The 25,576-nt window shown below is 61.9% G+C and carries 27 protein-coding genes; 19 read left to right on the top strand and 8 right to left on the bottom strand.

Annotation, left to right across the window (positions count from 1 at the left end; genetic code table 11):
* Positions 1-97: 97 nt before the first annotated feature.
* From GN300_RS05770 to GN300_RS05760, 3 genes are all read left to right on the top strand, one after another.
* Positions 98-1,177, top strand: a complete 1,080-nt coding sequence (locus tag GN300_RS05770; protein WP_007732718.1) for a dipeptidase — start codon at positions 98-100, stop codon at positions 1,175-1,177.
* A 32-nt stretch (positions 1,178-1,209) separates the two neighbouring features.
* Positions 1,210-2,145: an alpha/beta fold hydrolase gene (locus GN300_RS05765; RefSeq protein WP_007732711.1), complete on the top strand. Its 936-nt coding sequence runs from the start codon at positions 1,210-1,212 to the stop codon at positions 2,143-2,145.
* Between the two features lie 87 nt (positions 2,146-2,232).
* A complete protein-coding gene (locus tag GN300_RS05760; RefSeq protein WP_063315769.1) occupies positions 2,233-2,739 on the top strand; it encodes a ClbS/DfsB family four-helix bundle protein in 507 nt (168 codons plus the stop codon).
* Here the strand turns inward: GN300_RS05760 and GN300_RS05755 are convergent.
* A complete protein-coding gene (locus GN300_RS05755; protein WP_058037659.1) occupies positions 2,730-3,308 on the bottom strand; it encodes a GNAT family N-acetyltransferase in 579 nt (192 codons plus the stop codon). The two genes, GN300_RS05760 and GN300_RS05755, sit on opposite strands and share 10 nt — an antisense overlap.
* 214 nt (positions 3,309-3,522) lie before the next feature.
* Between GN300_RS05755 and GN300_RS05750 the strand changes: the two genes are divergently transcribed.
* Positions 3,523-4,317: an SDR family NAD(P)-dependent oxidoreductase gene (locus GN300_RS05750; RefSeq protein WP_042448434.1), complete on the top strand. Its 795-nt coding sequence runs from the start codon at positions 3,523-3,525 to the stop codon at positions 4,315-4,317.
* 1 nt (position 4,318) lies between these two features.
* Here the strand turns inward: GN300_RS05750 and GN300_RS05745 are convergent, their stop codons facing one another.
* Genes GN300_RS05745 through GN300_RS05730 form a run of 4 tightly spaced genes read right to left on the bottom strand, consistent with a single transcriptional unit; the run spans position 4,319 to position 7,085 of the window.
* Positions 4,319-4,777, bottom strand: coding sequence for a nuclear transport factor 2 family protein (locus tag GN300_RS05745; protein WP_003940631.1), 459 nt, complete (start codon positions 4,775-4,777; stop codon positions 4,319-4,321).
* A 51-nt stretch (positions 4,778-4,828) separates the two neighbouring features.
* On the bottom strand, positions 4,829-5,617 hold the full coding sequence (locus tag GN300_RS05740; RefSeq protein WP_020909164.1) for an SDR family oxidoreductase: 789 nt from the start codon (positions 5,615-5,617) through the stop codon (positions 4,829-4,831).
* Positions 5,618-5,647: 30 nt separating this feature from the next.
* Positions 5,648-5,944, bottom strand: coding sequence for a hypothetical protein (locus tag GN300_RS05735; RefSeq protein WP_003940353.1), 297 nt, complete (start codon positions 5,942-5,944; stop codon positions 5,648-5,650).
* Positions 5,922-7,085 carry a Rieske 2Fe-2S domain-containing protein gene (locus GN300_RS05730; RefSeq protein WP_003940257.1) on the bottom strand — a complete coding sequence of 388 codons (1,164 nt, stop codon included), beginning with the start codon at positions 7,083-7,085 and terminating at the stop codon, positions 5,922-5,924. Before GN300_RS05730 ends, GN300_RS05735 begins: the two co-directional genes overlap by 23 nt.
* 237 nt (positions 7,086-7,322) lie before the next feature.
* Here GN300_RS05730 and hsaA point away from each other — a divergent pair, with 237 nt between their 5' ends.
* From hsaA to GN300_RS05695, 7 genes are all read left to right on the top strand, one after another.
* On the top strand, positions 7,323-8,489 hold the full coding sequence (hsaA, locus tag GN300_RS05725) for a 3-hydroxy-9,10-secoandrosta-1,3,5(10)-triene-9,17-dione monooxygenase oxygenase subunit (RefSeq protein WP_003940567.1): 1,167 nt from the start codon (positions 7,323-7,325) through the stop codon (positions 8,487-8,489).
* 38 nt (positions 8,490-8,527) lie between these two features.
* A complete protein-coding gene (locus tag GN300_RS05720; RefSeq protein WP_063315770.1) occupies positions 8,528-9,820 on the top strand; it encodes a glutamine synthetase family protein in 1,293 nt (430 codons plus the stop codon).
* Between the two features lie 65 nt (positions 9,821-9,885).
* Positions 9,886-10,245: a helix-turn-helix transcriptional regulator gene (locus GN300_RS05715; protein WP_063315771.1), complete on the top strand. Its 360-nt coding sequence runs from the start codon at positions 9,886-9,888 to the stop codon at positions 10,243-10,245.
* On the top strand, positions 10,238-10,699 hold the full coding sequence (locus GN300_RS05710; RefSeq protein WP_063315772.1) for an SRPBCC domain-containing protein: 462 nt from the start codon (positions 10,238-10,240) through the stop codon (positions 10,697-10,699). Before GN300_RS05715 ends, GN300_RS05710 begins: the two co-directional genes overlap by 8 nt.
* Positions 10,700-10,780: 81 nt before the next feature.
* Positions 10,781-11,662: an SMP-30/gluconolactonase/LRE family protein gene (locus tag GN300_RS05705; RefSeq protein ID WP_063315773.1), complete on the top strand. Its 882-nt coding sequence runs from the start codon at positions 10,781-10,783 to the stop codon at positions 11,660-11,662.
* A gap of 1 nt (position 11,663) precedes the next feature.
* Positions 11,664-12,680 carry a TIGR03617 family F420-dependent LLM class oxidoreductase gene (locus GN300_RS05700; RefSeq protein ID WP_042924836.1) on the top strand — a complete coding sequence of 339 codons (1,017 nt, stop codon included), beginning with the start codon at positions 11,664-11,666 and terminating at the stop codon, positions 12,678-12,680.
* A gap of 30 nt (positions 12,681-12,710) precedes the next feature.
* On the top strand, positions 12,711-13,262 hold the full coding sequence (locus GN300_RS05695; protein ID WP_007732686.1) for a pyridoxamine 5'-phosphate oxidase family protein: 552 nt from the start codon (positions 12,711-12,713) through the stop codon (positions 13,260-13,262).
* 79 nt (positions 13,263-13,341) lie between these two features.
* Here GN300_RS05695 and GN300_RS05690 read toward each other — a convergent pair whose 3' ends face one another.
* Complete coding sequence (locus tag GN300_RS05690) at positions 13,342-14,874, bottom strand: FAD-dependent oxidoreductase (RefSeq protein WP_037128865.1); 1,533 nt, start codon at positions 14,872-14,874, stop codon at positions 13,342-13,344.
* 153 nt (positions 14,875-15,027) lie between these two features.
* On the opposite strand from GN300_RS05690, the gene GN300_RS05685 reads away from it, so the two are divergent.
* The 7 genes from GN300_RS05685 (at position 15,028) to GN300_RS05655 (ending at position 22,821) form a co-directional block, all read left to right on the top strand.
* Positions 15,028-15,654: a TetR family transcriptional regulator gene (locus tag GN300_RS05685; protein WP_030536987.1), complete on the top strand. Its 627-nt coding sequence runs from the start codon at positions 15,028-15,030 to the stop codon at positions 15,652-15,654.
* 192 nt (positions 15,655-15,846) lie between these two features.
* Positions 15,847-17,010: a steroid 3-ketoacyl-CoA thiolase gene (locus GN300_RS05680; protein ID WP_007732681.1), complete on the top strand. Its 1,164-nt coding sequence runs from the start codon at positions 15,847-15,849 to the stop codon at positions 17,008-17,010.
* Between the two features lie 34 nt (positions 17,011-17,044).
* Positions 17,045-19,225 carry an acyl-CoA dehydrogenase gene (locus GN300_RS05675; RefSeq protein ID WP_007732680.1) on the top strand — a complete coding sequence of 727 codons (2,181 nt, stop codon included), beginning with the start codon at positions 17,045-17,047 and terminating at the stop codon, positions 19,223-19,225.
* 7 nt (positions 19,226-19,232) lie between these two features.
* Entirely contained in the window at positions 19,233-20,435 is a 1,203-nt protein-coding gene (locus GN300_RS05670) for a lipid-transfer protein (protein ID WP_063315774.1), read from the top strand.
* Positions 20,435-21,304, top strand: a complete 870-nt coding sequence (locus tag GN300_RS05665; protein WP_063315775.1) for a MaoC/PaaZ C-terminal domain-containing protein — start codon at positions 20,435-20,437, stop codon at positions 21,302-21,304. The genes GN300_RS05670 and GN300_RS05665 overlap by 1 nt, the downstream gene beginning before the upstream one ends.
* Positions 21,304-21,954: a PaaI family thioesterase gene (locus GN300_RS05660; protein ID WP_003940283.1), complete on the top strand. Its 651-nt coding sequence runs from the start codon at positions 21,304-21,306 to the stop codon at positions 21,952-21,954. Before GN300_RS05665 ends, GN300_RS05660 begins: the two co-directional genes overlap by 1 nt.
* Before the next feature lie 78 nt (positions 21,955-22,032).
* Positions 22,033-22,821 carry an SDR family NAD(P)-dependent oxidoreductase gene (locus GN300_RS05655; protein WP_063315776.1) on the top strand — a complete coding sequence of 263 codons (789 nt, stop codon included), beginning with the start codon at positions 22,033-22,035 and terminating at the stop codon, positions 22,819-22,821.
* A gap of 31 nt (positions 22,822-22,852) precedes the next feature.
* On the opposite strand, the gene GN300_RS05650 is transcribed toward GN300_RS05655, so the two are convergent.
* Positions 22,853-23,677: a mycofactocin-coupled SDR family oxidoreductase gene (locus tag GN300_RS05650; protein ID WP_003940537.1), complete on the bottom strand. Its 825-nt coding sequence runs from the start codon at positions 23,675-23,677 to the stop codon at positions 22,853-22,855.
* 135 nt (positions 23,678-23,812) lie between these two features.
* Here GN300_RS05650 and GN300_RS05645 point away from each other — a divergent pair, with 135 nt between their 5' ends.
* The gene (locus tag GN300_RS05645) at positions 23,813-23,968 is read left to right on the top strand and encodes a hypothetical protein (protein ID WP_003940615.1); all 156 of its coding nucleotides are present in this window, start codon (positions 23,813-23,815) and stop codon (positions 23,966-23,968) included.
* Between the two features lie 40 nt (positions 23,969-24,008).
* Here GN300_RS05645 and GN300_RS05640 read toward each other — a convergent pair whose 3' ends face one another.
* The gene (locus GN300_RS05640; RefSeq protein WP_063315777.1) at positions 24,009-25,505 is read right to left on the bottom strand and encodes a DUF222 domain-containing protein; all 1,497 of its coding nucleotides are present in this window, start codon (positions 25,503-25,505) and stop codon (positions 24,009-24,011) included.
* Between the last annotated feature and the right edge of the window lie 71 nt (positions 25,506-25,576).

Raw genomic sequence — 25,576 nt, 5'->3', positions numbered from 1 at the left:
TCGCGGCGAGATGATTCTCTCCGCTGAATGAAATCTCGGGCAGGTCGAAGGCGATGAGGGCCCTCGACCTGCCCGCACTACTTTTCGAGGAAAACTCATGATGAAACCTCTCGCTCCTTTTCCGGACGTGAATCACCCCGCGGCACTGGATGCTTACGGCCTTGCGCCGGTCATCGACGGTCACAACGATCTGGCCTGGACGGCTCGCGAAACTGCCGCATACTCGGTGGAGAATCTCGAGAAGGATTCCATCTTCCAAACCGACATCGACAAACTCGGTCGCGGCGGCGTCGGTGCGCAGTTCTGGTCGGTTTACACCCCGTGTGACAGGACGGAGCCAGAGGCGGTTCAGTACACACTCGAACAGATCGACTACGTGTACCGGATGATCGAGCGATATCCGGATACTTTCGAATTCGCGCGTACAGGTGACGACGTGCGTCGCATCTGGAGCGAGGGCAAGGTCGCGTCCTTGTTGGGCGCGGAGGGCGGTCACAGCATCGGCAGCTCGCTCGGTGTCCTGAGAATGATGGCGCGCCTTGGTCTTCGGTACATGACGCTGACGCACAACGACAACACCGGGTGGGCGGACTCCGCGACGGACACTCGAGTACACGGCGGGCTGACCGACTTCGGTCGCGAGATCGTGCGCGAAATGAATCGGCTCGGCGTACTCGTCGACCTGTCGCACGTCTCGGTGGAAACGATGAGAGATGCCATCGAGACGTCGTCGGCGCCGGTGATTTTCAGCCATTCGTCGTGCTCTCAGCTATGCGGTCACCCCCGTAATGTTCCCGACGACGTCATGCGACTGCTCGCGGACAACGGCGGGGTCATCATGATCGCCTTTGTACCCATGTTCCTTTCTGCCGAGTACAACGAGTGGTTCAAAGGCGGGCGAGTCGGCCCACGACCGGCGATGACAGTGGACCATCTCGCCGACCACGTCGAGCATGCCCGAGACGTCGCGGGCATCGACCACATCGGTTTGGGCAGTGACTACGATGGGTTCGACGACTTTCCGGACGGTATGCAGGACGTATCCGGTTTCGCGGTGTTGATAGACCGTCTGGCGGAACGCGGTTGGTCCGCGGAGGACTTGGCAAAGCTGATGGGCAACAACGTGTTGCGTGTGCTCGACGAGACCAGCGCGGCCTCGATGTCGAGCCTTTCCTAGCCGTATCGACGCCCGAGAAGATGAGGATGAGAATGAAGAAGATTCGTACCGTTGCACTGAAGCTGGTTGCTTCGGTGTCCGTAGTTCTGGTTGTGCTGGTATCGATAGCGCTCGTATTCAATGTCGGCTCCAGCAAAGCGAGCGTTCCGGCCGGGGAGACGGGCAACCAGTTCGTGTCCGTCGACGGAAAGAACATGAGCTACTCGATCCGCGGCAACGGCGATCAGACCATAGTGCTGTTACCCGGGTTCGGAACGTCCGCACCGATTCTCGACTTCACACCGCTTGTCAACGAGCTCGCACCCGACTACCGCGTCGTCACGATCGAGCCCTTCGGTTACGGCTACAGTGACGGAACGGACAAGGACCGCACGACTGCGAACATCGTCGAAGAGATTCATACGGCAGTACAGTCGCTGGGAATTGACGAATACATCCTCATGGGGCACTCGATCACTGGTCTCTATGCGCTGGACTACACCGCGAAGTACCGTGACGAGGTCACCGCATTCGTGGGTATCGACAGCAGTGTTCCAGGGCAGCCGAACATGGATACCAAATTCCCGATCGACGCACTCCGAGTTGGAAGGCAATTGGGCTTGGCGGAATTGCTGTCCAAGGTCGTCGGTGGTGAAGCCTCGGACGAGTACCTCGATCCCGCCGCAAAGGACGAGATGCGACAGTTGACTGCGAAGAACAACTTCAGCGATACCTATCTCAACGAGATGGATCATCTTTCCAGTAACTTCGCTGAAGCAATCGGCAAGACGTTCCCAGCCGATCTTCCGATTCTGTTGTTCGCCGTGAACAATTCAGAAGTTCAGGGCTGGACAGAGCTGCACGAGGGGCAGGCAGCCTCCGTCGATCACGGAGAGGTGATCTTGCTGGACGGAGACCACTACCTGCACCACACCAGGTCGAAGGAAATCGCCGAGAACCTCGGAAGGTTCTTGGGTGAGCTGAACTGAATCCGGGAGGACGTTAAAGTTGAAGGCGGGGCCATCGAGTCGAGATGGTCCCGCTTCTTTCTTCTCCACTGATCGTTCGGAGGCATTGTGGCGCAGACCTGGTCACGCGAAGAACTGGTGAGCGAGCTGGACTCGGCGTATTCGAAACTCGAAGCGTTACTCGACGGCGTCGCCGAGGCCGATGCGTTCGACGCCGTTGCCGTCGACGCGTGGACGGTGCACGACATACTCGCTGTGCGTGTCTGGTGGGCAGAGGCCGTCGCAGAGTGGATAGGTGCCGGGCTGCGAGACGAGGCTCCGCAGACGCCGGCGGCGGGTTACAAGTGGACGCAAACACCCGCACTGAACCAGTCGGTTGTCGACGCGAGCATCGACATTCCGGCTCAGGAGCTTCGTGACCGCTTGGGAGCTGCTGTTGCGATATTGCGCAACTACATCGAGGCCCTTGACGACGATCAACTGCTGTCGGTCGGGGTTTTCTCGTGGACCCGGACGTGGCCGGTCTCGAGGTGGATCGCCGTCAACACGATCACCCAATACGCGTCGTTGTCGAAAATGATTCGGCGAGTGCTGAAGTCGAACAATCAGCCCTGAAGTCGATGCATCCGCCATACGTCCGGTCCGTCGGGGAGCGAGGTCTGGCCGACGATCGTGAAACCGAACCGTTGGTACAGCGGTAGATTTCGTTCGGTCGACGTATCGAGCCAGCAATTCTGTTCGGTTCGATCCAGTTCCGCCAAAGCATGTTTCAGTAGCGCAGAACCCAATCCGGTTCCGCGTGAGCGCGGCGTCGTACCGATCGTTGCCAACGACCACGCGTTGTCGGGGACGGGAAGCGCAGACAGTTGTTCGTCAGCCTGAAGAACGCGCTCGAACCGATCTCCGTGCAGTTCGACGATCTTCTCGACGGTCGCTTCATCAGGCTCTGGAGTGTCCGGCGGCAGGACTGCGATGACGCCGTTGCCGGAATCGTCTATGTAGGAACGCCCGAACGGTAGTGCCAGGTGTTCGAGGTAGATCCGTTGCAGAGTCGCGACGCGTTCCACGTGGGAGTCTTCGGCGACGCACCAGTTCGTCCAGGGGTAGTCGGCAAACGCCTCGCCGAGAACCTCGGCGGCACGGTCGAGGTCGTCGATGGACAGCGGTCGAACAGAATTCTGCATAGTGCCACTTCAGCACAGTGAGGTCTTCCGTCGCCACTCGATTTCGGCGGTGTAGCAGGTGCGCGGGCCGTGGTCACGTACTTGTGAGTTCATTCAAGAAAGTTGGACGAGGCTGTCGATCCTGCGTTGACTGGTAGTGATCGGGCAATCGCCGAGCTGTCAACTCCGGGCACGTGAGATCCGGGTACGGCGATTCTCCGCGAAAGGAACAGATATGAACAGGCTCGAAGGCAAGAATGTAGTGATTACAGGCGCCGCAAGTGGAATCGGGCGTGCAGCAGCACAACTCATGGCGGCAGAGGGCGCCAAGGTGCTGGTCGCCGACCTCGATCCTGCGCGTGCAGAGGAAGCGGCGGTGGCGATTCGCGAGACGGGTGGCAATGCAGTGGGTTTCGGCGTCGATGTCATGAACGAGGACTCTCTGGCAGCGATGATCGAAAAGGCGGTCACCGAATTCGGCGGCATCAACGTCCTGTGTAATCACGTGGGCGGTAGTAACCCGCGCAAGGATCTCGACCTGCTCCGGATGGACTTGGACGAGTGGGATCGCGTGATGTCGCTCAACGTCCGCAGCACTGTCGTCGCTTCACGACTTGCCATTCCGCACATGAACAGTGCCGGTGGAGGATCGATCGTCAACACGGCCTCGGTAGGTGGATTGATCGGGGATTCCCTGCAGTCTGCCTACGGATCCGCCAAAGCGGCAGTCATTCGTCTGACGCAGTACATCGCAGTCCAGTACGGAGCAAACGGTGTTCGGTGCAATGCCGTAGCGCCGGGCGCGATCATGACACCCGCTCTCGTGGACAACATCCCCGCTGATGTCATCGACGGCATGAAGCAGGCAAACGCCCTGCCTTACCTCGGCGAACCCGAAGACATCGCGCATGCCATGGTCTACCTGGCTTCGGACGAATCTCGCTACATGACGGGGCAGACCCTGGTGGTCGACGGCGGACTCACCAGCAAGAGTCCGCTCGCGACCGGCCGTTCGTCGATGTTGAGCTGAATCAGCTCCGCCAACCGCTGGGGCCGGCGCCCAGAACCTCGATGGATCCCTGACTGGCGTGTGAATGCTTGGTGCGGTGCGTCATTCGCCACTTTCCGTCGATCCGCGCCCATGAGTCGTGGTAGTCGCCGAGGGTGAAGAAGTTCAGGTGAGCCTTGCTCCCGGTGCCCACATGCATGTCGCTGACATAGGAGCGGCTGGTGGCGAGATCGCCGACCACCTCGACCAGCACGTTTCCGATCAGATGTTGGGTGGGACCGCACTCGTCGAGGAACGAGCGGATGGACGCCACTACCTCGGCGGGTCCGCGCAGAGTTCCGGTGCCCAATTCTGCCGTAGCGTCCGGCGTCATGATCCGGTGGAGTTCATCCCACTCTCGCGCATCCATGGCTCGGGCGAACTCGAAGATGGAGCGGGTGATCTCGCGTTCGTCGAGAAGAGTGGTGATGTCGATGCTCATGCTGTGCGCCTTTCTTAACGTCGGGGGGTTAATAAAGGCGCACAGCAGATGTCAGCGGTTGAGCAGCTTGCGCATCGCTTCGGCAGCACCCTTGACCATCTTGTCTCGGGGGAAGCCACTGCGCTTCTTGGCGCCTTCGTAGTTTCCTGCAGCCACCCAGATCGGGCCGTCGGCAAGGTGTTCGAGACCTTCACGTGCAACATCTTCGGGCTCTGCGACGTTCATGCCCGGGATGTCGAAGTTCAGTCCCGCGCGAATCATAGCGGGTGTGCGAGTGACACCGAGAATGAACTCGACGACGTGAACGCCGTACGGCTGGAGTTCGAGCCACAGGCTTTCGGCGAAGATGCGCCCGAATGCCTTGGACGCCGCGTAGATGCTCTGGTGCTCGGAGCCCATGAATCCGGCCAGCGAACCGAGCAGCATGATGCCGCCGCGTCCGCGATCCTTCATCAATCCGCCGAAGTGGTGCGAGAGTTCGAGCTGCTTGTTGATGTTCAGCTCGATGACTCCGGCAAATCCCGTCAGATCTCCGGTGACGAACTCGTGGCCGTAGCTGTTGGCGCCGGCGTTGAAAATGAGGAGACCAACCTCGACGTCGTCGGTGACAGCCTTGATCTGATCGAGCGCGTCCGGAACGAGCAGATCCAATGCGAGAGTGCGTACTTCGACGCCGTTGGCGCGGGCCTTGGCCGCGGTCTCCTCGAGCGGGCCCGGCTTGCGGGCGATGAGAACGAGGTTGATGCCGATCTTGCTGAGCTCGTCGGCGAACCCTGCGCCGACACCTTCTGAACCGCCGGCGATGACTGCCCACGGGCCGTAGTACTGAGGATCGATCATTACTACCTTCTTCGAAAGATGTTGGCTTGACTAGTGAAACGGAGTCGGTACGGGTTCGCTGTCGTCGACGATCGGCTGAGGCACCGGCTCGTCGTTGAGGATCTCGAGTTCGCCCGCTGTTGCAGCGTTCACGATGGACGCGATCAAGGCGCCGCACTGCTTGCGAGGGGCACCGGGTCGTCCCTCTCGCTGCCCGAATTCACGGTCGTCGGCGATTTCGAGGCACTGGGCGCGGGCCTGGTCACTCCACTGAACGGTGGTGTGTTCCCAACTGTTCTTCTGGACCAGGACCTGAGCCTTGCACTCAGCGCACTGAAGAGGCTGCATCTTCGTCTGCCTTCTTTGCAGCGAGGTTGTCTTCGACTTCCTTCTGCCAGGCTGCGACGGGTCGCGCGGTGTCGAGTTCGAATTCGAAGCGCTCGGTCATCTCGGGAGCGATGTCCGCGACATCGACGTAGAACTGTTCGTACCAGCGACGGAGCTGGTAGACCGGGCCGTCTTCTTCGCACAGGAGCGGGTTCTCGATGCGAGTCTTGTTCTTCCAGATCTCGACGTCCTGCTCGAAGCCCTTGGCGATGAACGTGCCGAAGTTCGCGGCCATCGCGTCGGCGGCTTCACCCTGGAAGCGATCCGACTTCTTGACGATGATGCCGTACTGGAGCACGAACTTGTCAGCGCTGACCGGGTAGTGGCAGTTGATGAGCACAGAGTCGACGTTGTAGTCCTCGTACTCGTAGGTCAGGTCGTCGACCATGAAGGAGGGGCCGAAGTACGTGGCAACCGAGTTGCTGCCGACCATCTTCGGGGTGCCTGCTGCGTGGGGACGCATGTCCGAGCGAGCGACGCCGCGCATGTACTGCGTTGCGGCGTGGCCTTCGAAGACGTTCTTGAAGTACGTCGGGAAGGAGTAGTGCACGTAGAAGAAGTGCGCCATGTCGACGATGTTGTCGACGATTTCGCGGCAGTTGGTGTCGACGGTCGTGGTGTACCAGACCCAGTCGCTCCACTCGTCGCTGAGCGCGCCTTCGATGCGGGGGATAGCCACGTCGTCGGTCGGCGGGTTGCCCTCGGGGTCGTGCCAGACGAAGAGCATGCCGTCCTGGTCGAGGGTTTGCCAGGCGCGCGTCTTGGCCAGCGGGGGGACGCGGCGTGCGTACGGAATCTTCTGGCACTTGCCGTTGCCGCCCCAGCGCCAATCGTGGAACGGACAGGCAATGGCGTCGCCCTTGATGGTGCCCTGGCTCAAGTCGCCACCCATGTGACGGCAGTACGCGTCGAGGATCTTGACGTTGCCTTCACTGTCGGCGAAGACGACCAGTTTGGTGCCGAACGCCTCGATGGAGTGCGGCTGGCCGTCCTTGAAGGACTCCGTGAGTCCAATGCAGTGCCATCCACGCGCAAAGCGTGTAGGCGCGGTTCCAGCTTGGATCTCGCGAACCTCGTCGTTGTCGGACTGAGTGATCGTCACGATGAGTCCCGTCCTTTCCAGGGGCAGTGTCGACGCCCGACGCTAGGGGAGCGTGAATTGCCTCTGGGGTCTCGTCTCACTGGCCGGGACCAGCGGCGAGCGCGAGGATCCGGCGGCTGATCCCGGCCTCCGGGACTTCCGATCACCGGAACGCGTGACCGACATATCGTGACGGGGCAGCCGTTATGTCTATCTGCCGATCCGCTCCCTCACGGTTCGGTGCGAGGAGTGTCTCCCATGGTCAACAAGGTTCTGAGTTCAGTCCGTGATCTGCTCCCGAAGATCGCGGCCCGCGCTCAGAAGGTCGACGATTCGCGCAAGATCTCCGAACGGACCATCCGGGAGCTGTCCGAAGCCGGCGTCTTCTCCATGCTGGCGCCGAAAAGATACGGAGGTGCCGAGAGCGACCCGGTTCAGTTCTACGAAGTGGTCAGGGCCATCTCGGCTGCCTGCGGCTCGACCGGTTGGGTCGCGTCGGTGGTGGGGGTGCACCCGTGGCATCTTGCACTTTTCGACGACCGAGCGCAGGCCGACGTGTGGGGAGAGGATCAGACGACGCTCATTTCGTCCGCCTATGCGCCGGTCGGTCGACTGACGGCGGTGGACGGAGGCTACGAGCTATCGGGCCAGTGGGGTTTCTCCTCCGGTTGCGACCACGCGAGTTGGGCGTTGCTGGGAGCGATGGTGGTCGGCATGGATGGTCGTCCCGTCGATTTCATGACGGTGTTGGTGCCGCGCACCGATTACGAAATCCGTGACGTGTGGGATGTCGTGGGTATGCGGGGCACCGCGAGCAACGAGATCGTGGTCGAGAAGGCCTTCGTTCCCGAGCACCGATTGAAGCGCAACTACGAGACCGCACAACTGCGTGGGCCTGGCCAAGCGGTCAATCCTGGCCCGCTGTACAAACTTCCGTTCGGGAGCATCTTCACCTCGACGGTTGCCGCGCCGTGTGTGGGCATCGTCGCCGGTTGTTACGAGGGGTACCTGGACGTGATGCGTGAGCGCGTCCGTCTGAGTTTGGGTGGTGGACGGTTCAGCGAGGATCAGTTCGCTCAGGTCGCCGTCGCACGTGCGTCGTCGGAGATCGATGCTGCGATTTTGCAGATGGATCGCAATATCCGGGAGATGTACGAACTTGCTGTGGCCGGTCAGGAGCTCCCACTCTCGATGAGGCTGCGTGCGCGTCGTGATCAGGTTCGTGCGACGGAACGCTCGGTGGAAGCGATCGACATGCTTTTCAAGACGGCAGGCGGGAACTCCCTCTCTCGCGGAAACCCGATCGAGCGTGCGTGGCGTGACGTTCATGCGGGCAGCGTTCACGTTGCCAACGAACCCGAGCGCGCGTTGGCGCTCTACGGCCGGGCGGCGTTCGGACTGCCGGTGGAGGACAACCTGATCTGACGGGTTGGCGCGTCACCGGGTGGGGTATTTGCCTTTGGATGAGGGAAGTACCGGCTCTGACCATCGGCTCGATCGTCGACATGGCGGGTGTCGCGCGCGCGAAGGTGATGCCGGCCGGCCGAACCGGTGTCTTCGAGAAAGCCGGTGCGGGAGTCTCACCGAGCTGGAACGTCTTCTGTAGCGACGATCGGATTGCCTTCACCGATTCCTTTTCCGTCGTGGGTGATCTCCGGTTGCGTATCGACCGCTCCGACCTCCGTGATCTCGGAGGGGGCGTGTCGTGGGCGCCGGCGACGTTGCACGATCAAGACGGTGCGACGGCTGCCGTGTGTACTCGGTCCGCACTCACTGCCGTCGTGGCGCGGCTTGCCGCCGACGGACTGGAAGCTCGGGTGGGTCACGAGATCGAGTTCACTCTTTTCGGTGATGCGTGTGACGGAGCGTGGTCGGCGTACGGGTTAGGTGCAGTCCTGCGCCGCGAGGACTTCCTCAAGGACCTTCTGCGCAATGCCGAACGCGCACAACTTCATATCGAGCAAGTGCATGCAGAGTACGGACCGGATCAATTCGAGATCTCCATCGCTCCGGCAACTCCTGTTCAGGCTGCCGACCTGGTGATACTGGCCCGGATCTTGATCAGCCGCACTGCCAGAGCCCATGGATTGGCGGCCTCGTTTTCACCGATACCTACGGTCGGAGGTGCAGGGAACGGTGCACACCAGCACTTTTCATTGAACTCAGGTGGGCGACCCGTCTTCTCCGGTGGCGGGCAGGAGTACGGGATGACCGACAAAGGATCGTCAGCTTTGGGTGGAATCCTCTCTCACCTCACGGAATTCACGGCCATCTTTGCGTCCTCACCGCTCTCCGAGGTCAGGCTGCGACCGGACAATTGGTCGGGGGCCTACGTCTGTTGGGGGCTCGAGAACCGGGAAGCGGCACTGAGGTTCTGCGCCGAGTCACCGTCGAATCCACACGGCGCCAACGCCGAAGTGAAAATCGTCGATCCATCGGCCAACCCGTATCTGGCGACCGCTGCGATACTTGGCCTTTCGCATATCGGTATCGGCAATGCCTCGCCATTGCCGCCGGAAATTGTGGTGAACCCGTCGACTCTCACGGAGGCGGAACGTGATGAGCGCGGGGTGACCCGAGTCCCCACCGATCTGCGCGAGATAGTGCAGAAGTTCAACTCCTCCTCGGTGGCGAAGGAAATCTTCGGGGAGCCGATCATCGAAGCGATGGTGTCAGTGAAGGGAGTTGAGCGCGAGACTTTCTCCCAGATGGACGAGGCGACAACCGTCGAGCGGCTTCGATATACCTGGAGCTGAAAGGGTTGACGCGCAAGATGTCGAGTCCTATGTTTAAGCTATTCCTTAATTAAGGAGTTGCTTACATGGACGAGCGAAGTGGCCGACTCGATGCAGTGTTCAGCGCATTGGCCGACCCGACGAGGCGTGAAATGCTCTCTCGCCTCACTGATGGTTCGATGACCGTCGGTGAGTTGGCCGAGCCGTTCGAAATGAGTCGACCTGCCATCTCTCAGCATCTGAAGGTGCTCGAGCGAGCCGGTCTCATCGAACGAACCGCCACCGCGCAATGGCGCACGTGCACCCTTCGCGCAGAGGGTCTCGACGACGCCAGCGCCTGGGTCGACGAACACCGGCGACGCTGGAACGAACGCTTCGACCTCCTCGACGAGCGTCTACGTGAGCTGAAGCAACGTCGACCGAAGAAGGAGAAGGACAATGAGTGACTGGAATGCCGATGCCACTGCAGAATTCACCATCACCCGGATCTTCGACGCGCCGCGCGACCTTGTCTGGCAGGCGTGGACCGACCCCGACGAGGCGGCGCGCTGGTGGCATCCGAAGGGTGTCAGCAGTCCCCGTGAGCATGTCACGATCGATCCCAGAGTTGGCGGAACGTACCGCTACCTGATGATCAACGACGAGAACGGAGCCGAGTACCCCACCGGCGGAACCTATCTCGAGGTCGACGAGCCGAAGAGGCTGGTCTTCACCTGGGGAAATCCGAGTGATCCGGTGGATGCCGCACCTCGGATAACGGTCACGCTCGCAGAACGGGGTGACAAAACCGAAATGACCTTCCACCTGGTAGGAATTCCGGGATTCAAGGGTGACGGGAATGTGTACGACGGATGGGAATCCGCTTTCGACGTGTTGGACGAAGTTCGCGCCGGCGACTAGTCGGGAATCGGACACCGCGACAGCGGTGCCGGTGATTGAATGGGGCTGATAGTCCATTCGTCACCGACGCAGGAGAGCCTGATGGCACCAGAAGTTGCGGTAGTTCTCGAGGGATACACCTACTTCGAATGCCCGCGCTGGCACGAGAACCGGATCTGGGTATCGGACTTCTACACCTACCAGGTGATTTCGGCCTGCGAGGACGGGACAGACATACGCGTCGAGGCGGAGGTTCCAGGGCAGCCGTCCGGGCTGGGGTGGCTTCCGGACGGCAGATTACTGGTCGTCTCCATGCGGGACCAGAAGATTCTGCGGCGAGAATCCGATGGCGAGTTGGTGGTGCACGCAGACTTGTCCGGGTACGTCAGTGCCAACGTCAACGACATGCTGGTCGACGCACAGGGACGAGCGTACGTGGGCAACTTCGGGTTCGATCTGATGAACCTGGCCCCCGTCGAGACGGCAGATCTACTCCGCGTCGACCCGGACGGATCGGTGCACGTCGTCGCGCGAGATCTCCACTTCCCCAACGGAATGGCTCTGACGTCGACCGGAGATCTGCTCGTGGACGAAACGCTGGGAAATCGAATCAGTGCGTTTGCCGTCCAGGCCGACGGCTCTCTGGGTGAACGCCGCGACTGGGCGTCGTTCGGGCCGGTGCCTGGTGGACCCGAGATGGAGACCACCCTCGCTCAGATCTTCGTTGCGGCGGACGGGTGTTGTATCGACGGAGACGATTCGATGTGGGTGGCCGATGCCCTCGGAAGCCGTGTTCTTCATGTGGGCGCCAGCGGGGAGATAGTCGACGAAATTGCCTTCGACAGCGGTGTCTTCGCTTGCGGACTCGGCGGTTCCGACGGTCGTACCCTGTTCGTTTGTGCCGCCCCGGATTTCAATGAACACGCTCGCAAGGTGGCTACCGAAGGAAAGCTGCTGTCGATTCGCCTGGAGCCTTTGAGCTGATATGGAATTGGTGACCTCGCTACCTGCCGACACTCCGCTGCGGCAGGTAGCTCAGCACGTCCGACGCATCGAGAACCTTGGTTTCGACACGGTGCACATCTCCGAAACCATTCGTGATCCGTTTGCGGTGGCGGCCCTGGCCGTCGAGCACAGCAGTACTCTCACTGTCCGGACGTCGATGGTTGTCGCGTTTGCGCGCAGTCCCATGGTGACGGCTTTGGCTGCCTGGGATCTTGCGGGTTTCTCGGGTGGGCGATTTCAACTGGGGCTTGCGACGCAGGTGCGTGGGAACATCGTCGGGCGGTACTCGATGCCGTGGACGGATCCTGTTGCGCAACTGCGTGATTACGTCAGCGCTGTACGCGAGATCTTCCGAGTGTTTCAGGAGGGCGGTGAACTCGACCATGCGGGAACGCACTATACCTTCGACCGGCTGCAGCCCTACTTCAATCCGGGGCCGCTCGATGTTCCGGCTCCGGAGATCTGGACCGGGGGAGTGAACTCTCGCATGTGCTCACTGGCGGGAGCCGTCGCCGACGGTTTTGTTTCTCACCCCACCAGCTCCCATCCGAAGGTGCTCGCGGAGAGGATCATTCCATCGTTGACGGCAGGAGGAAGGAAGCCGCGACTGATTGCCGTTCCGAAGATGATCACCGGCAAAGATCCTGCCGCGATACTTGCTCAACGAGAAGCGGTGCGCAGTGAACTTGCCTTTCTCTACTCCACTCCGGCGTACCGAGTCGCGCTGGAGGTCCTCGGATTATCCGAGGTCGGGGAAGAACTGACAGTGATGGCGCGGGCAGGTGATTGGGCTCGACTACCTGACGTCCTCACCGACGATGTTCTCGACAGGCTGGTCACGCAATGCACCTACGCCGAACTCCCCGAGGTGCTGAGTTCGAAATACGCGAGTCTCTGCGACGGCATTGCACTGGCGGTGCCGGCGAATCCCGCCGACGACCGCGTCTTCGCAGCGATGTGTGAGGAGATTCGAGCCGCCGCAGCGTCTGCCCCGTGACGTCCAGTCGGCGCGAACTACACTCTCGACATGGGGCGCGTCTACGAAGGCATCGATGAAAAGCTCACCACGTGGTTGCAGGCTCAACCGCTGTTCGTCGTTGCCACCGCACCGTTGTCTGCTGACGGGTTGGTCAATTGCTCACCCAAAGGGGGAGTCGGATCGTTTGTGGTGCTGACATCCAACCGGGTGGCGTACCTCGACCTCACCGGCAGCGGTGTGGAAACCATCGCGCACGTGCGCGAGAACTCCCGAATAACACTGATGTTCATGGCGTTTGACGGACCACCGAAGATCGTACGACTGCACGGTCACGGACACGTTCTGCTTGCAGGGTCGGAACCGTTCAACGAGCTTGTCGGTAGGTTCCCTGAGCACCCGGGGCTGCGGTCGATCGTCGTGGTCGATCTGACGCGCATTTCGGATTCGTGCGGATACGCAGTACCGCTGATGGACTACCAATCCGATCGTGACGTGCTCGACCGCGTAGCGGAGAAGAGGGGGCCGGAGCGGCTCATCGCCTATCGCGCCGAGAAGAACGCGAAGAGTGTGGACGGGTTGCCCGGTATCGACCTGGAGTGATACAAAATCGCGTCGCCGTGCGAAAGAGTGTGGGGCAGGTGATTCTGACATTGCCTGCCCCACGTCCTCGTTGTGCTGGTTACTTCGCCATGTCCTGGGCTGCTCGGTACGAGAAGACCATGGCCGTGCCGAGCGGAACGCCAGGACCGGGGTAGAAGCGGCCGCTCAGTGACGCGCTCGTGTTGCCGGCGGCGTACAGGCCGTCGATGGCGCTGCCGTCGGCACGCAGGACTCGACCGTTGACGTCGGTGACCAATCCGCCCTTGGTGCCGAGGTCACTGAGGACGATGCGGGCCGCGTAGAACGGACCGTTCTCGATCGCCGTCAGTGCCGCATTCGCGCCGCCGTTGGGTGGGCAGAAGAATGCGTCGTACGGGTCTTCGCCGCGATGGAACTCTTCGTCGACTCCCAGCTTTGCGGCATCGTTGAACTTTTCGACAGTGCTGCGCAATGCGTCGGCCGGCAGTCCGGTCTTGGCGGCGAGTTCTTCGAGAGTGTCGGCGGCGACCCAGGTTCCGGCCTCGAGGTGCTTGGCGGGCGCCGTGTTCGGGATGCAGATGGCAGGTAGTCCGCCACCCTCGCGCGAGTCGAAGATCATGAACGACGGCACTGCAGAACCGTTGTCGTCGTGCGCATCCATGGCCCGGCCGAACTGGTCGTACGGGAGAGACTCGTTGAGGTAACGCTCGCCCGCGTTGTCGACGACGAGTCCGCCGCGAACGCCGACCATGAATGCGGCGCTGCCGTCCGGCTGCTCGACGCCGGGGCAGAACCACGCCTGATCGAGCAAAGCGGTTGCGCCACCGACAGCAATTCCGGCGGAGATCGCGTCACCGGTGTTGGCGCCGAAGGGACCCATACTCCAGATCGCTTTGCCGGGGGTGCCGGCCTGCTCACGCATCTCGGCGTTGCCTTCGATGCCGCCCGCTGCCATCAGCACACCGCGGTTCGCCTTGATTCGCTGGGTTTCGCCGCCGGATTCGACCTCGGCGCCGACAACCCGACCGTCTTCCACTATCAGGGAGGTGAGGATGGATTCGGTACGAAGTTCTGCGTTACCGGTGCTCTGGACTGCGGCCAGCAGTCGGCCGATCAGTGCGCGCCCACCGATCATCGGGCCGGGAGCATGATCCTGACCGGTGCGGTCTTGGTCGAGTTCCGGACGCACCTTGCCGGCGAGGTCACCGATGTCGGCGGGATCGAGATCGAGAGGGTTGATGGAGCGTCCCGTGTCCATCCGGCCTTCGGCCTTGTAGTAGTCGGGGAACGCACGGAACTCGAATTCGATGTGCGGGTTCTGCTCGAGTAGTGCGACGACATCGGGAGCGGTCTCGACATAGGCATCCTGGCGCTCGGACTCGGCGTCGCCGAGCAATGCGCGCAGATAGGTGCGTGCGTTCTCCGTCGAGTCGGGGAGTCCCGCACGTTCCTGTACTTGGGTTCCCGGCAGCCAGATGGATGCGCCCGAGTACGCGGAAGTTCCGCCGAAGCGATCGGTTTTCTCGAGGACGATCGTCGTCAATCCTCGAGCTGCCGCGGTGTATGCGCCGGTCAGCGCGCCGCCGCCGGAGCCGACTACCAACACGTCGCACTCGGTGGTCCAGTCCTGCATCATTGCGTCCTTACTCCAAGAGGGTGGGGTGTCCACGGAATACCGCACGGGGAGAGAAGGCCATGCCAGGTCCCACTGAGCGGGCAATATGCCGAGATGGGTGGTCGAGATGAGAGAATTGGCGAGGTCGTTCGCGACCGGGACACAGAATCGATGATGGGGGCGACGTTGCCGAGAATTGCCGAGGTCAGGGACGCTGCAGAGCCCAGTTCGGACGAGCAGCGGGCGCGCCATGTGCGGATGCTGGAAGCGGCAGCCGAATTGGGGACCGAGAAGGAACTCTCACGGGTACAGATGCACGAGGTCGCCAAGCGGGCGGGCGTGGCCATCGGCACTCTTTATCGCTATTTCCCCTCGAAGACGCACCTCTTCGTCGCTGTGATGGTCGAGCAGATCGACCAGATCGGTGCCAGCTTTGTCAGGCATCAGGTTCAGTCGGACAATCCGCAGGATGCGGTGTACGAGGTATTGGTTCGCGCGACTCGCGGGTTACTGCGTCGGCCGGCTCTCTCGACTGCGATGCTGCAGTCGTCCAGTACCGCCAACGTCGCGACGGTGCCGGACGTGGGAAAGATCGATCGCGGCTTCCGGCAGATCATTCTCGATGCGGCCGGGATCGAGAACCCCACCGAGGAAGACAACACCGGGTTGCGTCTGCTGATGCAGTTGTGGTTCGGGGTCATCCAATCGTGCCTCAACGGTCGAATCTCCATCCCCGATGCGGAGTACGACATCCGCAAGGGATGCGACCTGCTTCTGGTGAATCTCTCACGGCACTGACGTGACTTCGCCCCTCTCTGGGGTGGGTTCGTCATGTTCACAAAATTGAAATCAATTCTATTTTTGAATCCGCATCAGTTGAGAGTTGATGTCAATCCGGACATTGCCCTGACATCATTAATAGAATAAATTACAGAAAATTAGACGGTGAGCCAGCTCACCGACCGAAAACTCCACGAAGGAGCGAACATCATGGGTCATGCAGTCATCGTCGAGGCCGCTCGGACACCGATCGGCCGTCGTCGCGGCGCCCTGGCGGGACTGCACCCCGCCGAGATTCTGGGAGCAGCGCAGCTCGGCGTTCTCGAACGGGCAGGCGTCGCACCGGAAGACATCGGACAGATCATCGGCGGCTGTGTCACCCAGGCAGGTGAGCAGTCCAACAACGTCACGCGGCAGGCGTGGCTGCACGCCGGATTGCCGTACAGCACCGCGGCAACCACTATCGACTGCGCCTGTGGATCGGCCCAGCAGGCAGTGCATTTGATTTCCGGCCTGATTTCGTCTGGTCAGATCTCGGCCGGTATCGGCTGCGGCGTCGAGGCTATGAGCCGTGTGTTCCTGGGTCAGGCAAACGCACCCGGAACGGGAAACCCGTACCCGGACGACTGGACCATCGACATGGGTGACCAGTTCACCTCCGCGCAGCGAATTGCCGAGAAGCGTGGGATCACGCGCGCCGACGTCGACGCGTTCGGTCTGGAATCGCAGCGCCGCGCAGCTCAGGCTTGGGCAGAAGGACGCTTCGACCGCGAGATCGTGCCCGTCAAGGCTCCCGTGGTGGACAAGGAAGGCGTGCCTACCGGTGAGATCGCCACTGTCACTCGCGACGGGGGACTGCGTGAGACGACGGCAGAAGCGCTGGCTGGGCTCAAGCCGGTCATCGAAGGCCATATCCACACCGCCGGCAACTCGTCGCAGATCAGTGATGGCGCGGCTGCGGTACTGCTGATGAGCGAAGAGCGCGCACAGGAACTGGGATTGAAGCCCCGCGCGCGGATCGTCGCGTCCGGCATGGTCGGATCCGATCCCTTCTATCACCTGGACGGGCCGATCGAGTCCACCCAGATGGTGCTCGACAAGGCCAAAATGACCTTGGACGACATCGATCTCGTCGAAATCAACGAAGCCTTTGCCTCGGTCGTGCTCTCCTGGGCGCAGGTTCACGGCGCAGACCTGTCCAAGGTCAACGTCAACGGTGGTGCGATCGCGCTCGGACATCCCGTCGGTTCCACGGGCGCGCGTCTGATCACCACTGCGCTGCACGAACTCGAGCGCTCGAACAAGTCGACGGCTCTGGTCACGATGTGCGCCGGTGGCGCTCTCTCGACCGCCACCATTATCGAACGCATCTGACCCGTACTGACACTGTCGAATTGACGAGGTAGACATGACTATTGGATTGAGTGAAGAAGATCGTGACCTCCGCGACTCCGTACGGGGCTGGGCGGCGCGTCACGCAACACCCACCGTCGTCCGTGAAGCCGTCGAGGCGAAGGTCGAAACTCGCCCCCAACTCTGGAACGGGCTTGCCGAGCAGGGGCTTCTCGGACTACACGTAGCCGAGGAATTCGGCGGCGCAGGATACGGATTGGTCGAACTCGCCATCGTCGTCGAGGAACTTGGACGCTCGATGGTTCCCGGACCGTTCCTGCCGACGGTAGTGGTCAGCGCTGTTCTCAGTGATGCCGGAGAAACGGACAGACTGCCGACGCTCGTGGATGGCAGCACGCTCGGAGCTGTTGCACTACAGCCGGGTTCGCTGAAGATCACCCGCGACGGCGACAACACCACCCTCAGCGGAACGTCCAGCCTTATTCTCGGCGGCCATGTCGCTGACCTGTTCCTCCTCGCGACGGACAGCGGATTCGTTCTGCTCGGACGTGACCGCCTCGAGGTCACGGACTTGGCCAGCTACGACGTCGTGCGTCGTAACTCCGAGGTCACCGTCGACGGTTTGGTGCTCACCGATTCCGAGATCCTCACCATCGATACCCAGCGTGTACTGGACATTGCCGCAACACTGTTCGCGGCCGAGGCATCAGGCTTGGCCGACTGGGCAGTCACGACGTCGGCCGACTACGCGAAGGTGCGTCAGCAGTTCGGTCGCCCGATCGGCCAGTTCCAGGGTGTCAAGCACAAGGCTGCACGTATGCTCGCGCTTGCCGAGCAGGCACGCGTCTGCGCTTGGGACGCTGCGCGTGCGCTGACTCCCGCCAACGGCGTCGGTGCCGAAGAGGCTTCTCTCGCAGCAGCCGTCGCCGGAGCCACGGCCCTCGAGGCTGGCTTCTCCGTCACGCGTGACTGCATCCAGGTGCTCGGCGGAATCGGCTACACGTGGGAGCACGACGCGCACCTGTACCTGCGCCGCGCGCAGTCCCTGCGAATTCTGCTGGGTTCCACGGCATCCTGGCGTCGTCGCGTTGCCGAGCTGACCATTGCCGGAACCCGTCGCGTGCTCAGCGTCGAGCTGCCGCCCGAGGCCGAGGCGATCCGAGCCGACGTCCGAGCCGAGCTCGCTCCTGCACTCGAACTCGAAGGCGCCGCCCAGAAAACGTATCTCGCGGAAAAGGGCTACACCGCACCGCACTTCACGGCTCCGTGGGGCAAATCCGCCGATGCCGTCAGCCAGCTGGTCATCGCCGAAGAACTGCGCGCTGCGAAGATCAAGCCGCACGACATGATCATCGGCAACTGGGTCATCCCGACGCTCATCGCGCACGGCAACGAAGAGCAGCTCGCCAAGTTCGTCCCGCCGTCACTGCGCGGGGACATCGTCTGGTGTCAGCTCTTCTCCGAGCCCGGCGCAGGTTCCGACCTCGCCGCGCTGAGTACAAAGGCCACCAAGGTCGACGGTGGCTGGAAGTTGCAGGGCCAGAAGGTGTGGACGTCGATGGCACGCGACGCGCACTGGGGAATCTGCCTCGCGCGCACCGACGCCGACGCCCCCAAGCACAAGGGTCTGTCCTACTTCCTGATCGACATCAAGAACAGCGGCCTCGACATTCGCCCGCTTCGCGAGATCACCGGTGAAGCACTGTTCAACGAAGTCTTCTTCGACGACGTCTTCGTTCCCGACGAGTGCCTGGTCGGCGAGCCAGGCGACGGCTGGAAGCTCGCTCGCACCACGCTGGCCAACGAGCGTGTCTCGCTGTCCAACGACTCGTCGCTCGGATCGGGTGGCGAGGCTCTTCTGAGCCTGGTCGACGGACTGCCCGGTGGCATCGACGACGAGCAGCTGACCGTGCTCGGAAAGGTGCTGTGCGACGCGCAATCCGGTGGTCTGCTCGGTCTGCGCACCACGCTGCGCTCGCTCACCGGCGCGCAGCCGGGTGCCGAATCCTCGGTGGCGAAGCTGATCGGTGTCGAGCACATCCAGCAGGTCTGGGACGTGGCAATGGAGTGGGCCGGACCGAGTTCACTTCTGGGCGAACAGCATCGGATGTCTGCAACCCAGATGTTCTTGAACTCGCAGTGCATGTCCATCGCGGGTGGTACAACCAATGTTCAGCTCAACATCATCGGTGAGCGAATCCTGGGTCTGCCTCGCGACCCTGAACCGGGAAAGTGACCTGCACATGAGCAATCGCACCTTCGTCATCGGCGTCGGCATGACCAAGTTCGAGAAGATCGAGACCCGCGACTGGGAATACCCGGACATGGTGACCGAAGCCGTCTCGAATGCCCTGACCGATGCCGGGATCGGCTACGGCCAGATTCAGCGTGCTGCGGTCGGTTACGTGTTCAACGCGTCGACAGCAGGACAGCGAGCTCTCTACGAGACCGGTCTGACCGGCATTCCGATCTTCAACGTCAACAACAACTGCGCGACCGGCTCGACGGCGCTGATGATGGCGCGCGAGTGGGTCCAGGCCGGACAAGCCGAGTGCGCCTTGGCCGTCGGCTTCGAGAAGATGACCAAAACGGCGTTGACCGGTAACGGTGAGATGCCCAAGGTCACGACCTTGGACTCTCAGCTGAAGATCATGGTCGAGGATTACGGGTTCGCCCGATCGCCGATGACAGCTCAGCTGTTCGGTAACGCTGCCGTCGAGCACATGAAGACGTACGGCACCACGGTCGAGCAGATCGCAGCGGTGGCGGTCAAGAATCACAAGCATTCGGTGAACAATCCGTACGCACAGTTCCGTGACGAGTACACCCTCGAACAGGTACTCGGCGACAAGATGATTCACGAGCCGCTGACACGTTCGCAGTGCTCGCCGACCTCGGACGGCGCCGGAGCCGCGATCGTCGTGAGCGAGAAGTTCGTGCGTGAGCACGGCCTCGAAGACCGGGCGATCGAAATCGTCGCACAGGCGTTGACCACTGACACCGAGGCAGCGTTCGCCGAGAAGTCGATGATCGACGTGGTCGGCGCGCCGATGACGGCAGCTGCGGCAGAGCAGGTCTTTGCGCAGGCCGGGATCACCATCGATGACGTCGACGTCATCGAACTGCACGACTGCTTCGCGATCAACGAGATCATCACCTACGAGGGCCTGGGGATGTGCGCGGTCGGAGAAGGCGGAAAGCTCGTCGAATCCGGCGCGACCACGTACGGCGGCCAGTGGGTCGTCAACCCGTCGGGTGGTTTGATCTCGAAGGGACACCCGCTGGGCGCGACGGGCTTGGCGCAGTGCGCCGAACTCACGTGGCAGCTCCGCGGGACCGCGGATGCGCGGCAGGTCGAAGGCGCTCGTATTGGCTTGCAACACAACCTCGGATTGGGCGGCGCGTGTGTCGTGACGGTCTACCGAGCCGGAACTTTGGAGAACTGATGGCTATCGATCTCGAGGTGGCGTTGGCCGCCGAACCGACTGTGCGCGAGGCGTCGTGGACCGATCGCGACGTCATGCTCTACCAATTGGGACTCGGGGCAGGGGTGAATGCTCTCGATCCCGCCGAACTGACCTGGGTGTACGAAAAGGGGCTGAAGGTACTCCCGACGTTTGCAATGGTTGCAGGCCAGGGAGTTTCGGCGGGTGTACTGCCCGCACCGTCGATGAGTATGCCGGGAATCGACATCGATCTGCGAAAGATCCTGCACGGTGGGCAGTCGCTGGCACTTCACGCGCCCATCCCGTCGACGGGTGCTGCCCGTATTTCCTCTCGGGTCGCCGATGTCTGGGACAAGGGTAAGGCAGCTGTGATCGTTCTCGAGACGGCGGCCGAGGACCTGGACGGGAATCCGTTATGGACCACCGGAATGCAGATCTGGGCGCGCGGCGAAGGTGGATTCGGCGGCAACGCCGGACCCGAAGTTGTTGCCGGGGTGCCTGATCGAGCGCCCGACAAGGTACTGACGTCGAGCACGAGTCCCTCACAGGCGCTGGTGTACCGACTCAGTGGAGACATGAACCCGCTGCACGCTGATCCCTCCTTCGCGAAGATGGCGGGCTTCGATGCACCGATTCTGCACGGCCTCGCGTCGTACGGCATCGTCTGCAAGGCCGTGGTAGACGGGATTCTTGACGGAGATCCGACGCGGGTGAAGAACTACTCGGTGCGGTTTGCCGGTTCGCTCTTCCCCGGCGAATCCATCACCACCTCGGTATGGCAGGACGGCAACACACTGACGTTGGCGGCGACGTGCCCCGAACGCGAGAACTTCCCGGTTCTCACGCACGCAACAATGGAGATCAACTGATGGACCTCGGTTCGCACCCCACAGCAGCGACACATCCGGGCGGCACGATTCTGACGTCGCCGCCGCAGGACGCCCCGGTCGACCGGGCCACGGCAGCAGCGCGTCGCGTTGTCGACGCGATGCTGCGCACCGACCGCGGAAACGCCAATCTGGACCGGGTTGCGGAGGAGCTCAACAGCATTGCCGAGCACCTCGAGCAGCACTCACCCGAGGTGGCCGAGCGCTTGATCGACATGTGGAACGGTGAGGGCGTGACTCGTCACGACCCCGTGACCGGCCCCGAGAACGCCATTGCGCCGCCGCTCGTTCTGGAAGGGCTCGCTGACGGGTCGGTGCAGGGAGTGGTCACGTTGACGCTGCCGTACCAGGGCCCTCCCGGCCATGTGCACGGCGGTGTTTCGGCGCTGCTGCTCGATCACGTTCTCGGCGTCGCGAACGCCTGGGGTGGAACTTCCGGCATGACAGCACAATTGAGCACTCGGTACCATCGCCCGACTCCGCTGTTCGAGCCCCTCACGATCAGCGGCAAATTCCTGTCCAAGGACGGCCGCAAGATTCACACCGTCGGTGAGATCAAAACTGCGGACGGCGAATTGTGTGTGTCGGTAGAGGGACTGTTCATCGACAAGACCGTGCCGCGCCCCAGGTAGGGGCTTCGCCCCCGTGCGCCTTTTTGGTAGTGGGAACTACCAAAAAGGCGCACAGGGGTTCTGACGAAGGAGGGCCCAGTGGGCAAGCTCGACGGACGTGTAGCAGTGGTCACCGGTGCCGGTATGGGCATCGGGCGCGGAGTGGCGGGCGCGTTCGCGCGTGAAGGCGCGTCGGTGTTGGTTGCCGAGATCGACGAGGCAGCGGGCCTCGAAACCACCCAGTGGTTGCGGGACGAATGGGGCGCGGAGGCGGAATTCGTCCGGACCGACGTCACTGACAAAGCTCGAGTTGTTGCCATGGTCGACAAGTCCGTCGAGCGGTTCGGACGCCTCGACATCCTGGTCAACAATGCTTGGCGGACTTTCGGTTTCGCTCGGCTCGAGAAGATGACCGACGAGCAATTGCGCGGCGGTTTCGACATGGCAGTGATGGCGGCATTCTGGGCGATGCAGGCTGCCCTGCCGGAACTGGAGCGTCACGGCACGGGCCGCGTGATCAACATGTGCAGCCTCAACGGCGTGAATGCTCACATGTACTCGGTGCAGTACAACGCGGCGAAGGAAGCATTGCGAACCCTGACTCGCACTGCTGCCCGCGAGTGGGCTCCCAAGCAGGTGAACTGCAACGTCATCTGTCCCGGTGCGCAGAGTGCGGCGTACAAGCGTGTCGCCGAAGCCAATCCGGAGAACGTGGCAGTGATGGCCGCACAGAACCCGATGGGGCGGATCGGCGATCCCCTCGACGACATCGGCCCCGTTGCGGCCTTCCTGGCAAGTGACGACAGCCGTTACGTCACCGGCAACACCCTCTTCGTCGACGGTGGTGGGCACATCAACGGCGTGCAGTGGGCGCCGACCGTCGACTGATCGACGGCGACTCGGCCGGTGTATCCGGCGTCTATTTGGCCGTGAACCCGGCGTCGACCGGCAACGCGATACCTGTGACGTATCGAGCCTGATCCGAAACCAGCCAGGCTATCGCGTTGCTGACGTCGGCAGCTTCGATCAACTCGACATTCAAGAGGTTGCCCACGTCGGCTCCGCTCGATGTCGGGGAGTCCGCAAACAGCTTCGCGACCGCGTCGTTGACGACCATCGGTGTATTCGCGCCAGTCGGGTGCACGGAGTTGACACGAATATTGTGGGGAGCAAGCCAGTGCGACCACGTGCGCCCAAGCCCCACGATGGCGTGTTTACTCGCGCAGTAGCCGTCGGATCCGCCGGTGCCGTCACCTCCACGACCGACAAGTCCCAGAGTTGATCCGGTAAGGACTATTGCGCCACCTGTACCTTGTTCGATCATCGCGGGCGCTGCGGCCTGGACGGTATTCCAGACGCCGAATAGGTTGACCTCCATCTGGTCGCGGAAGGCGCGAGCATCGTCGATATCCGGGGACATCATGCCGATACCGGCGTTAGCCAGGACGATGTCGACGCTGCCCAGCTCCGCAATTCCTTCGGATACCGCAGTTCGCAGTGCGGACAGATCGCGAACATCCACTTCTCGCGCGACGATACTTCGTCCCAGGTTCTCGACCGCTGCTGTTGTCTGCCGCAAATCGTCGGCGGTTCCCATCGGGTAGGCCACCGATTCGATCTGACGGCAGATGTCGAGCGCAATGATGTTCGCGCCCTCCTGCGCCAATCGCACGGCGTGGCTCCTGCCCTGACCTCGGGCGGCCCCGGTGATCAGTGCGGTTTTGCCTTCCAACTGTCCGGGCATGCGTGCTCCGTCCGTCGTGAATCATGATTACTCGGTCATGAGTACTGACCCGAGGGGACGGCGAAATTCGTCGCCGGCGACGTAGTCTGAGTTCAGTTACAGCGGGAACTCGCTTCGGAAGAGAAGAGGCTCGGGATGTCCGATTGGGTGAAGAAGGTCGAAGCTGAAGCCAAAGGGCTCCTCGCCGAGGCGGAAGAAGAGCTGACCGTCCTCGAAGGTGTCGACACCATAGATCCGCTTGCCGACGACGATCCGGCACCAGAAGACGGCACCAAGCCGACGTCAGACTGACCCTGCGACCCGTCGGCGCGCCTCGACACCGCTCGGTATCTCAGAACGGTGGCGGGTCGTCCCCGTAGTCGATGGGTTCTCGGCGGGCTCGCGGTGATTTCCGCCGCTTATATTGAACGTGCTCCTCTGCTCGTTTCTGTATCCGTCGGCGCTGGCGATTGCGTTCACTCTGGATACGGGCAGCTTTGTTCTCCGCCTGGGTCCGCCGATTTCGACCGCCCTGGGGCGGTGTCGGTTCGTGCGATCCAGCCATCAATCCTGCGGGTCGCGTTCGGTAACAATGCCCGGTCGGCGACGTCAGCGACATGGTCCGATCCACGTTCGACGTGAACCGCCACCGGTCGGAATGCTTGAGGCGATGATGGTTGCGGCAGAACGCACTCATATTCGACGCGACCGTTTTACCGCCGCATTCGGGGTCGCCGTGATGGAACGGTTCATTGTGGTCCAGATCGGAATTCCAGGCCGGGACATCACAATGCAGCCATTGGCAGCTGCCCGCGATGATCCGTAACCAGGTATCGAGAACGGCGCCCGGTCGGTAGACGCGCGCCGAAGCAGGCACCGGCTCTGCGACGTCATCAGCAGGTGCTCGGACGTTTCGAATTACGGCGTCACGGGCGATATCGCGAGCATGCTCAGCGCTGATCACCCCGTACCCGTCGAGGTGGGCGGGCTCGCCGCCACCGTGCAGAGTGGAATCAGTCATCACGACGTGAACCACGGGCCGACGAACGACAACACCACCGCTACGATCCTGCGGGCAATCATCTCGGCCACAGTTGCACGGCAAGAATTGTGATCCGTTGGTCAACTCGAAGAGCGCGTCGGCTCGTCGCTGCTCGTACGTTCGTGAGTCGTTTCGGCATACCGACACTGCCAACTCGCGTAGTCGGCCGTCGAATGCCCGAGCCTGCTCTGCCGGAACGCTTCCCAAGATCTTTGCCATCCCGTCCTCGGCAGCGCTGACTCCGACGAACCGATCGGTGAGAGCACGGCGTCGGCGTTCTCGCATACCTTCCGGGTCCACCATCGCCACGATCCGATCGATCGCCGCTGTCAGTCGTCTTCCCGTCAAGCCCGTTCCGCCTGCTACTGGTGGGGCGAGAACCTGCTCGAGCAGTAGTCGTTCCACCTCGTCGATCAATTCGTCTTTCACGTTCGCGGTCGCGGAATCGATCAAACCAACTCGGTACAGATCCAACTCGCCACGCGCCATCGCCGCTCGAGTGCGATGCAGACGAGTCCTTAACGAGAACCCCAACCCGATCAGCTTGCCGGCAGCCGCGCGACCCATCGTCAGTGACGCACCGACTTCCGACTCCGCCAACTCGTGTGCGGTCGACGACCACGCACCACTGGCGACATGCTCCGAGCTTCGCCGCGAAAAGAACTCGGCAATCACAGCGAGCTTGCGTTCGACCAGCATCGCCTCGCATGCATGCAGATCGGTCATGAGATCAACCAGCGCACAATCAGTTTCGGTACCGGTCAGCTGTGCTGAGATACCGAAGAGCTCTGTCGTGGGGTTGACCATGCATCGATCTTATTCGAATATGCGTTCGAATGGCGTCTAATTCTTAAATCAGTCGGAATAGTCGGTTTCCT

The organism is Rhodococcus sp. Ni2 (genome assembly GCF_021352185.1).
Lineage (GTDB): Bacteria > Actinomycetota > Actinomycetes > Mycobacteriales > Mycobacteriaceae > Rhodococcus_F > Rhodococcus_F qingshengii.
The sequence above is the reverse complement of the archived record's forward strand: the minus strand, read 5'-3'. Positions and strand labels throughout refer to the sequence as shown.